A 9,097-nucleotide genomic window follows, 5' to 3' on the forward strand; every position below is an offset into this window, starting at 1 on the left:
GGCATGGGGTGGACTTTAGGGGTGGGGTCTGACAATTCGGGGCGCTTCGTCCTCCGGGCTCAGGAGGCCTTTCGCCCGCCGTCCCCTGTGGACAGTGCGCGTTCCACTTCCGCGCACAGGATGTGGACCGCCACGAGGTGGGCTTCCTGCACGGTGGCCGCGGTGCCGGGCAGGCACAGCGCGTCCTCGACGACGTTCGCCAGCGGGTTTGGGCTCGGCCCGGTCAGCGCCCACACGTTCGCCCCCGCCCGGATGCCCTCTTCGGCCGCTCGCGCCAGGTTGCGGCTGCGCCCGCTCGCCGACAGCAGTACGAGGATGTCGCGCGGGCGGGCGTGCGCCCGGACCTGCCGCGCGAAGACCTCGGCGTGGTCGTACTCGTACTCGTCACCCACCGCCGTGAGGCTGGAGGTGTCGGCGTGCAGGGCGATCGCCGAGAACGGTGGGCGGTCGTCGTGGTAGCGGCCAAGCAGGTCCGCGGTCAGTTGCCGCGCTTCCGCCGCGGACCCGCCGTTGCCCGCCGCGAGCAGGCGGTTGCCCTCGCGCAACCGCTCGGCGAGCACGCGGCCCCAACGCGTGAGGCGCGCCGTCTGCTGACGGAGCGCGCTCAGCGTCTCATCCAGGATGTCCAGGTGTCCGCGCGCCACGTCCGGAAGTGTGGTGGTCGCGCTCATGTGCAGGGGGTTTGCCTGCCGTTCAACGTTTAAACTTCTCCGCCGCCCACGCGGCGGCCAGGCCGACGAGGAGGAACAAGGCCGCGAGCCACGGCAGGAACGGGCCGGGCACCAGCTGGAGCGCGGCCGCGCCCAGCACCCCGGCCAGGGACACCGCGAGGTAGATCGCCGACGCGTTCAGCGACACGACCAGTGACGGCGTCGCCGGTGCGGCGGCGATCAGCTGGTGCTGTTGCGGCACCATCACCGACCACGACGCCAGGCCGTAGGCGATGACGGCGATCAACGCGCCCGCGAACGTGGCCGTCGTCCACGGCATGAGCGCGAAGTCGAGCGCGCCGAGGGCCATCGCGATGGTGATGACCCGCATCGGGCCGAAGCGGTCGGTCCAGCCGCCGGTGACGACGTTGCTGATCGTGCCGGCGACTCCGGCGGCGAACAGGAGGACGGTGAGGCGGACGCCGTCGCCCGCGGTCGCGTGCTCGACGATCACGCTCAGGTAGATCGTGACCAGGTAGATCCCGATGAACATGGCCACGGTCGCGGTGAGGATCAGCGCGATGGTGCGGTCCCGAAGCGGGGCCAGGCGCGCCCGCAGGGTGGTGGCCGGCGGGTTCGGCACCGGAGGCAGCCAGAGCGCGACGCCGGCCCCGGTCACCACGCCCAGCGCGAGGACCAGCCACATCGTCTCGCGCCAGCTCGCGACGGAACCGAGCAGCGTCCCGATCGGCACACCCAGCGCGGTCGACGACACCAGTCCCAGTGTGACCAGCGACATCGCGCGGCCGCGCCGCTCGGGTGAGGCCAGGGCGGCCGCGGCGGTGGAGGCGGTCGGGGTGATGGCCGCGGCGCCGGCCGCGGCCATCACGCGCGAGGCCAGCGCGAGGCCGTAGTCCGGGGCGAGCGCGGTGATGGCGTTGCCCACTACGAAGACGCCGAGCGCGGCCAGCAGGACGGTGCGCCGCGGCCAGTTCCCGGTCGCGGCGGCGAGCACCGGGGACAGGACGGCGTAGGCGATCGCGAAGACGGACACGAGCTGGCCGGCCTCGCCGACGCTGACATCCAGCGAGCGGGAGAGTTCGGGCAGGACGCCGTTGACGACGAAGGCGTCCGTGCCGACGGCGAACGTCGCGATAGTCAGGACGCCTATCCGGGGGGACAGGCGTTCGGTGGTGGTGGTGACCATGGGCTCCCCAAACGGTACTGATCGGTTCCGTTTGAACGGTACTGATCGGTTCCGTTTCTCGTCAAGTTCGGATATCGTGGGGGTATGCCGACCCGTGCCCGTGAGCGTCTGGTGGAGACCGCGGAGGACCTGTTCTACGCGGAGGGCATCCGCGCGGTGGGGGTCGAGCGGTTGCTGGAGGAGTCCGGGGTCGGGCGCGCGTCGTTCTACCGGCACTTCGCGAGCAAGGACGACCTGGTCGAGACGGTCCTGAGCGAGCGCGACCGGCAGTGGCGGCAGGCGCTGGCGGAGGGGGTCGCGGCACGCGGCGACCACCCGCTGGCGGTGTTCGACTTCCTCGCCGAACGGTTCGCGCGGGCGGACTACCGGGGCTGCGCGTTCATCAACGCGATGGCCGAGCTCGGCGACACGGACACGGCGGTGTACCGGCTGGCGCGGGCGCACAAGGCCGCGGTGACGGAGTACCTGGCGGGGCTGCTCGAGAAGGCCGGGTACGCCTCGAGTGCGGCGCTCGCGGCGCAGCTGATGCTGCTGATCGACGGGGCACTGGTGACGGCGCTACGCGAGCGCAGCGCGGAGCCGGCCCACCGCGCGAAGGCGGTCGCGACGGCGCTGCTGGGGTGAGTCTGGGGCCGGGTGTGGCGGCGGAGGGTGCTGGGCGGCGCGCCGGGTGAAGGCGATTGCGCCGTGCTGCTGGAGTGAATTCCCCGGGCCGGGCGCCGCACCGGCTCGCTGGCGAGACGGTTATGACGGCGCTGCTGGGGGTGACTTCTCGGGGCCGGGCGCGGCGTCGGAGGGCTGTGTAGGGGTGGAGGCAGTCGCGACTGTGCCGCTGGGATGACTTCTGGGGGGCGGAGCCGGTTCATCGGGTGAAGGCGGTCGCGACTGGGCCGCGCGCTGGCTCCTGGGGTTGGCGAAACGGCCGGCAAGAGCGTCGGGGCGTGGAAGCACCGGCGGGCTCCGAGCCGGCCGGGCGGGTCAGGACTTCACGAGGCGTGCGATGGCGTCGCTGGCCTCGCGGACCTTCACCTCCGCCTCGCGGCCTCCGGCGCGCGCCGCGTCGACCACGCAGCTCGACAGGTGCTCGTCCAGCAGCTCGAGCGAGAACGACTGCAGCGCCTTCGTCGCGGCCGACACCTGCGTCAGGATGTCGATGCAATACTTGTCCTCTTCGACCATGCGCTGCAGGCCGCGGATCTGGCCCTCGATCCGGCGCAGTCGCTTGAGGTAGGCGTCCTTGTCGCCGCTGTAGCTCGCCATGTCCGCCTCCGCTGTAGGAAAACTCCCGCCATCATACCCGCTCCCCGTATGCGCGCCCTTGCGTCGAACGGAGCCGTCTGTTCATCTGATTACCTGAACAGGTGATGGAGGTTATCCGTGGGTGATCGGACCCCGCTCGGCAGGCGGGAACGGATGTCGGTGGCGGGGATGGCCGGCTTCATCCTCGCGCTCAACGTCGCCGGCTGGGGGGTCCTGCTCCTGCTCGTCGTGCCGCAGCACTTCGCGATCGGCGCATCCGGCGTCTTCGGCGTCGGCCTCGGGGTCACGGCGTTCACCCTCGGCATGCGGCACGCGTTCGACGCCGACCACATCGCGGCGATCGACAACACCACCCGCAAGCTCATCGCCGACGGGCAGCGTCCGCTCACGGTCGGTTTCTGGTTCTCCCTCGGGCATTCCACGATCGTGTTCGGGCTGTGCCTGCTGTTGTCACTCGGCGTGCGCGCGCTGGCCGGCGAGGTCGAGAACGACTCCTCCACCCTGCACGACGTCACCGGGGTGATCGGCCTGTCCGTGTCCGGCGCCTTCCTGTGCCTGCTCGGCGTGATCAACCTGGTCGTCCTGATCGGCATCGTCAAGGTCGCCCGCGACATGCGCCGCGGCCGGTTCGACGAGGCCGAACTCGAGGCCAGGCTCGCCAGCCGCGGCCTGCTCAACCGCATCCTCGGCAAGGCCACCGCCGCCGTGCGCAAGCCGTGGCACATCTACCCGGTAGGGGTACTGTTCGGCCTCGGCTTCGACACCGCGACCGAGGTCGGCCTGCTGGTCCTGGCCGGTGGCGCCGCCGCGTTCGCGCTGCCCTGGTACGCCATCCTCGTGCTGCCGGTCCTGTTCGCGGCCGGTATGACCCTCTTCGACGCCGCCGACGGCTTCTTCATGAACTACGCCTACGGCTGGGCCTTCGCGCGCCCGGTGCGCAAGATCTTCTACAACATCACCGTGACCGCCCTGTCCGTCGTGGTCGCCCTGGTCATCGGCGTGATCGAGCTGATCTCCGTGCTCGTCGACCAGGCCGGGATCACGAGCGGCCTGCTGGCCTGGATCGCCGGGATGAACCTCGACCACGCCGGGTTCGTGATCGTGGGATTGTTCGTCCTGACCTGGGTAATCGCCTGGGTGGTGTGGCGCTTCGGCCGCATCGAGGAACGCTGGGCAACCCCCGGTACGGGTAGGGGGTATAGTTCCGGGCATGACTGAGACCGTCTACACCGTCACCGGGATGACCTGCCAGCACTGCGTCGCCTCCGTCACCGAGGAGGTCACCAAGATCGAGGGCGTCTCCGACGTCAAGGTCGATCTGCCGACCGGCGCGGTCACCGTGGTGAGCGCCGCGGAGCTGAGCGACGACGCGATCCGCGCCGCCATCGACGAGGCCGGGTACGAGCTCGCCTCCCGGTGACCCGATGACCGCCGCCCCCGAGCGCACCGAGGTCGAACTGGCCATCGGCGGCATGACCTGCGCCGCGTGCGCGAACCGCATCGAGCGCAAGCTGAACAAGCTCGACGGGGTCACCGCCACGGTCAACTACGCCACCGAAAAGGCCACGGTCAGCTTCCCGGCCGGCGTCGAGCCGCAGCAGCTCGTCGACACGGTCGTCGCCGCCGGGTACTCGGCCACGCTGCCGCGGGCCGGCGAGGAGGGCGACGACCACGTCACCGGCCTGCGGGACCGGGTGCTCGCGGCGGCGGTCCTGTCGCTGCCGGTGGTCGTCCTGGCGATGGTCCCGGCCTGGCAGGTCGACTACTGGCAGTGGATCTCCCTGGCGCTGGCGACACCGGTCGTGTTCGGCGCCGGCCTGCCGTTCCACGTGGCGGCGTGGACGAACCTCAAGCACCGCGCCGCGACGATGGACACCCTCATCTCCGTCGGCACCCTCGCGGCCTACCTGTGGTCGGTGTACGCGCTGGTGTTCACCGAGGCCGGGGAGATCGGGCTGCGGCACCCGTTCGAGCTGACCATCGAGCGCGGCAGCGAAAGCCGCATCTACCTCGAGGTCGCCACGGCGGTGACCACGTTCATCCTGGCCGGGCGCTACTTCGAGGCGCGCGCCAAACGCCGGGCCGGCGCCGCCCTGCGTGCGCTGCTGGAGCTGGGGGCCAAGGACGTCGCCGTGCTGCGGGACGGCGCCGAGGTCCGGATCCCGGCGTCGCAGCTGGCGGTGGGGGACCGGTTCGTGGTGCGGCCGGGCGAGAAGATCGCGACCGACGGCGAGGTCGAGGACGGCTCGTCGGCGGTGGACGTGAGCATGCTGACCGGCGAGTCCGTGCCGGTCGAGGTCGGGCGGGGCGACGCGGTCGTCGGCGCCACCGTCAACGCGGGCGGGCGTCTCGTCGTGCGTGCCACCCGCGTCGGGTCGGACACCCAGCTCGCGCAGATGGCGAAGCTCGTGGAGGCGGCGCAGACCGGGAAGGCGCAGGTCCAGCGCCTGGCCGACCGGGTGTCCGGGGTGTTCGTGCCCATCGTGCTGGTGCTCGCGCTGGGCACGCTGATCACCTGGCTCGCCCTCGGCGAACCCACCACCTCGGCCTTCACCGCGGCGGTCGCGGTGCTGATCATCGCCTGCCCGTGCGCGCTGGGGCTCGCCACGCCGACCGCGTTGCTCGTCGGCACCGGCCGGGGCGCGCAGCTCGGGATCCTCATCAAGGGCCCGGAGGCGCTGGAATCCACCCGCCGGATCGACACCGTCGTGCTGGACAAGACCGGCACGGTCACCACCGGCCGCATGTCGCTGGTCGACGTCCGGCTCGCCGACGGCGCGGACCGCGACGAGGTGCTGCGGCTGGCCGGGTCGCTGGAGCACGCCTCCGAGCACCCGATCGCCAAGACCATCGCCGCCGCCGTGGACGAGCACGCGCCCGTGTCGGAGTTCCGCAACGTCGAGGGCCTGGGCGTGCAGGGCGTGGTCGAGGGCCGCACGGTCGTGGCGGGGCGCGCCGCGCTGCTCGCCGAGTGGGGCCTGCGCCTCCCGGAGGCGCTCGCGCGGGCCAAGACCGGGGCGGAGGAGCTGGGCCGCACGGTCGTCGCGGTCGGCTGGGACGGCCAGGTGCGCGCGGTCCTGATGGTGGCCGACACGGTCAAGCCCACCTCCGCCGAGGCGGTCCGCCGGCTCGCGGCGCTCGGGCTGCGGCCGGTGCTGCTGACCGGCGACAACGAGACGGTCGCGAAGGCGGTGGCCCGCGAGGTCGGCATCACCGAGGTGATCGCCGAGGTGCTGCCCGCCGACAAGGTCGACGCCGTGAAACGCCTGCAGGACAAGGGAAACCGGGTCGCGATGGTCGGCGACGGCGTCAACGACGCGGCCGCGCTCGCGCAGGCCGACCTGGGACTGGCGATGGGCACCGGCACCGACGTCGCGATCGAGGCGAGCGACCTGACGCTGGTGCGCGGCGACCTGCGGGCCGCGGCCGACGCGATCCGGCTGGCGCGCCGCACGCTCGGCACCATCAAGGGCAACCTGTTCTGGGCCTTCGCCTACAACGTGGCGGCCCTCCCGCTGGCCGCGCTCGGCCTGCTCAACCCGATGATCGCCGGTGCGGCGATGGCGCTGAGCTCGGTGTTCGTGGTGACCAACTCGTTGCGGCTGCGCGCCTTCTCGTAGCGGAACACAACGTCGCCCGGGCCGACTAGGGTGGTGACCGACCTGGGGGAGGCGTGATGCCGGACGCGATCGTGATCGGAGGCGGCCAGTCCGGGCTCGCCGCGGCGTACGCGCTGCGGGAGGCCGGGCTGAAGCCGGTGGTGCTGGAGGCGCAGGCGGAGCCAGTCGGATCCTGGCCCCGCTACTACGACAGCCTCACGTTGTTCTCGCCCGCCGGCTACAGTTCCCTGCCTGGCAAACGCTTTCCCGGCGACCCCCGGCACTACCCGGTGCGCGACGAGGTGGTCGCCTACCTGCGCGACTACGCCGCCGGGCTGGACGTGGACATCCGGACCGGGCACCGGGTGGAATCCGTGCGGCGCAACGGGAGTTTCGTCGTGCGCGCGGAGGAGGAGTTCGAGGCGCCGATCGTCATCGCGGCCAGCGGGTGGTTCGGCAAGCCGTACACGCCCGCGTTGCCCGGGCTGGATTCCTTCGCGGGCAAGGTGATCCACGCGGCGGACTACCGGGAGCCGAGCGCGTTCGCCGGGCAGCGGATCGTCGTGGTCGGCGCGGGCAACTCCGGGGTGCAGATCGCCGCCGAGCTGGCCGGGGTCTCGTCGGTGACGCTCGCGACGCGCAAGCCCATCCGGTACGCGCCGCAGCGGCCGCTGGGCAAGGACCTGCAGTTCTGGTTCACCGTCACCGGTGTGGCCGTGCTGCCGCGCCGGATCAAGGGTGAGCCGCCGACCGTTCCGGTGATCGACACCGGTCGCTACCGCCGGCTGATCCGCGCCGGCCGCCCGGACCGCCGGCCGATGTTCACCCGCCTCGACGGCAACCACGTCGTCTGGCCGGACGGCCGCCGCGAACCCGTCGACACGCTCCTGCTCGCCACCGGGTACCGGCCGGACATGCCCTACCTCGCCGGTCTCGGCGCACTGGACGAACGCGGCCTGCCGGAGCACCGGCGCGGCGTGTCCACGTCCGTGCCCGGCCTCGGGTACGTCGGGTTGGAGTGGCAGAGCACGCTGGTGTCCGCCAGCCTGCGCGGCGTCGGCCGTGACGCACGCTACGTGGTCCGCCGCCTCCGCCGATGAGGTAGAAGGGACGGTGTGACCGATCGAACCGGGGCGCTGTCGGGCGTCGTCATCGCTGATTTCAGCCGCGTGCTCGCCGCGCCGTACGCGACCATGCTGCTCGCCGACCTCGGAGCCGAGGTGATCAAGGTCGAGCGGCCCGGCGCCGGGGACGACACCCGCGCCTGGGGCCCGCCGCACGCCGGCGGGGAGGCCGTGTACTTCCGGTCGGTCAACCGCAACAAGCGCTCGATCACCCTCGACCTCGCCGATCCCGACGACCTGGCCGCCGCGAAGGCGCTGGCGAACCGCGCCGACGTGGTGGTCGAGAACTTCCGCCCGGGCACGATGGCCCGCTACGGCCTGGGCTACGACGACCTCGCCCCGGGCAACCCGGGCCTGGTCTACTGCTCGATCTCCGGGTTCGGCAGCGGCGCCGGTGCGGCCCTGCCCGGCTACGACCTGCTGCTGCAGGCCGTCGGTGGGCTGATGAGCGTCACCGGGCCCGCGCCGGGCGAGCCGACGAAGGTCGGCGTCGCGCTGGTCGACGTCCTGACCGGCCTGCACGCGGCCGTCGGCATCCTGTCCGCGCTGCGCCACCGCGACGCGACCGGCGAGGGGCAGCTGATCGAGGTCAACCTGCTCGGCGCGCTGCTGTCCAGCATGGTCAACCAGAGCGCGAACCACGTGATGGCCGACGTCGTGCCGGGCATCCTCGGCAACCGGCACCCGTCCGTCGCGCCGTACGAGGTGTTCCAGGCCGCCGACCGGCCGATCGTCATCGCGGTCGGCAACGACCGGCAGTTCGCGGCGCTCACCGAGGCGCTGGGCGTGCCGGAGCTGGCGACCGACGAGCGGTTCACCACCAACGCCCAGCGGGTCGCGCACGTCGCCGAGCTGGCCGAGCTCCTCGGCGTCCGGCTGCGCACCCGGCCCGCGGACGAGTGGTTCGAGCTGCTCACGCCCCTGGGCGTGCCGTGCGGTCCGGTCAACGACCTCGCCGAGGCGTTCCAGCTCGCCGACCGGCTCGGGCTCGCGCCGCGCGTCCCGCTGGGCGGGCTGGACGTCGTGCGCAACCCGATCGGGCTGACGAAGACGCCGCCCGCCTACCGCCAGCCGCCACCGAAGCTCGGCGAACACAGCGACGAGATCCGCACCTGGCTGAAGGACGGCGACTAGTGTCCTGAGTTATTAATTCGCGTGCAGTAGCGTGCGATGGAGTCAAGGATCTGGTCGGCGGTCTTGGTCCAGACGTAGGGCCGTGGTTCGTTGTTCCAGGTCTCGATCCATGCGCGGATGTCG

The 9,097-nt window shown here is 72.0% G+C and carries 9 protein-coding genes and 1 pseudogene; 6 read left to right on the top strand and 4 right to left on the bottom strand.

What is annotated here, in order from left to right; translation table 11 throughout:
* Positions 1-59: 59 nt before the first annotated feature.
* Positions 60-671, bottom strand: coding sequence for a D-sedoheptulose-7-phosphate isomerase (locus D0D15_RS34560; RefSeq protein WP_094003622.1), 612 nt, complete (start codon positions 669-671; stop codon positions 60-62).
* A 22-nt stretch (positions 672-693) separates the two neighbouring features.
* Positions 694-1,857, bottom strand: coding sequence for an MFS transporter (locus D0D15_RS34565; RefSeq protein ID WP_115945058.1), 1,164 nt, complete (start codon positions 1,855-1,857; stop codon positions 694-696).
* 84 nt (positions 1,858-1,941) lie between these two features.
* On the opposite strand from D0D15_RS34565, the gene D0D15_RS34570 reads away from it, so the two are divergent.
* Positions 1,942-2,481: a TetR/AcrR family transcriptional regulator gene (locus D0D15_RS34570; protein WP_167481609.1), complete on the top strand. Its 540-nt coding sequence runs from the start codon at positions 1,942-1,944 to the stop codon at positions 2,479-2,481.
* A gap of 354 nt (positions 2,482-2,835) precedes the next feature.
* Here the strand turns inward: D0D15_RS34570 and D0D15_RS34575 are convergent, their stop codons facing one another.
* Positions 2,836-3,117 (bottom strand): metal-sensitive transcriptional regulator, encoded by a 282-nt coding sequence (locus D0D15_RS34575; protein WP_017986268.1) that lies wholly within the window; start codon positions 3,115-3,117, stop codon positions 2,836-2,838.
* Positions 3,118-3,270: 153 nt separating this feature from the next.
* Here D0D15_RS34575 and nicT point away from each other — a divergent pair, with 153 nt between their 5' ends.
* The 5 genes from nicT to D0D15_RS34600 are packed head-to-tail and all read left to right on the top strand — an operon-like array spanning position 3,271 to position 8,974.
* Entirely contained in the window at positions 3,271-4,335 is a 1,065-nt protein-coding gene (nicT, locus tag D0D15_RS34580) for a Nickel transporter NicT (protein WP_094003624.1), read from the top strand.
* Positions 4,328-4,537: a heavy-metal-associated domain-containing protein gene (locus tag D0D15_RS34585; protein ID WP_094003625.1), complete on the top strand. Its 210-nt coding sequence runs from the start codon at positions 4,328-4,330 to the stop codon at positions 4,535-4,537. Before nicT ends, D0D15_RS34585 begins: the two co-directional genes overlap by 8 nt.
* A gap of 4 nt (positions 4,538-4,541) precedes the next feature.
* Positions 4,542-6,737 (top strand): heavy metal translocating P-type ATPase, encoded by a 2,196-nt coding sequence (locus D0D15_RS34590; protein WP_094003626.1) that lies wholly within the window; start codon positions 4,542-4,544, stop codon positions 6,735-6,737.
* A gap of 56 nt (positions 6,738-6,793) precedes the next feature.
* Positions 6,794-7,816 carry a flavin-containing monooxygenase gene (locus D0D15_RS34595; protein ID WP_094003627.1) on the top strand — a complete coding sequence of 341 codons (1,023 nt, stop codon included), beginning with the start codon at positions 6,794-6,796 and terminating at the stop codon, positions 7,814-7,816.
* Between the two features lie 15 nt (positions 7,817-7,831).
* A complete protein-coding gene (locus D0D15_RS34600; protein WP_115945059.1) occupies positions 7,832-8,974 on the top strand; it encodes a CaiB/BaiF CoA transferase family protein in 1,143 nt (380 codons plus the stop codon).
* On the opposite strand, the pseudogene D0D15_RS34605 reads toward D0D15_RS34600, so the two are convergent.
* Positions 8,971-9,097: pseudogene (locus D0D15_RS34605) on the bottom strand (IS630 family transposase); the annotation flags it as partial. The gene D0D15_RS34600 and the pseudogene D0D15_RS34605 sit on opposite strands and share 4 nt — an antisense overlap.

It is taken from the genome of Amycolatopsis thermalba (genome assembly GCF_003385215.1).
In the GTDB taxonomy this organism is placed as follows: Bacteria; Actinomycetota; Actinomycetes; order Mycobacteriales; family Pseudonocardiaceae; genus Amycolatopsis_E; species Amycolatopsis_E thermalba.

Coding starts and splice junctions, on each gene's coding strand:
- D0D15_RS34590 (WP_094003626.1), top strand. CDS start 4,542: ATGACCGCCGCCCCCGAGCGCACCGAGGTCGAACTGGCCATCGGCGGC.
- D0D15_RS34585 (WP_094003625.1), top strand. CDS start 4,328: ATGACTGAGACCGTCTACACCGTCACCGGGATGACCTGCCAGCACTGC.
- D0D15_RS34565 (WP_115945058.1), bottom strand. CDS start 1,857: ATGGTCACCACCACCACCGAACGCCTGTCCCCCCGGATAGGCGTCCTG.
- D0D15_RS34595 (WP_094003627.1), top strand. CDS start 6,794: ATGCCGGACGCGATCGTGATCGGAGGCGGCCAGTCCGGGCTCGCCGCG.
- nicT (WP_094003624.1), top strand. CDS start 3,271: ATGTCGGTGGCGGGGATGGCCGGCTTCATCCTCGCGCTCAACGTCGCC.
- D0D15_RS34560 (WP_094003622.1), bottom strand. CDS start 671: ATGAGCGCGACCACCACACTTCCGGACGTGGCGCGCGGACACCTGGAC.
- D0D15_RS34570 (WP_167481609.1), top strand. CDS start 1,942: ATGCCGACCCGTGCCCGTGAGCGTCTGGTGGAGACCGCGGAGGACCTG.
- D0D15_RS34575 (WP_017986268.1), bottom strand. CDS start 3,117: ATGGCGAGCTACAGCGGCGACAAGGACGCCTACCTCAAGCGACTGCGC.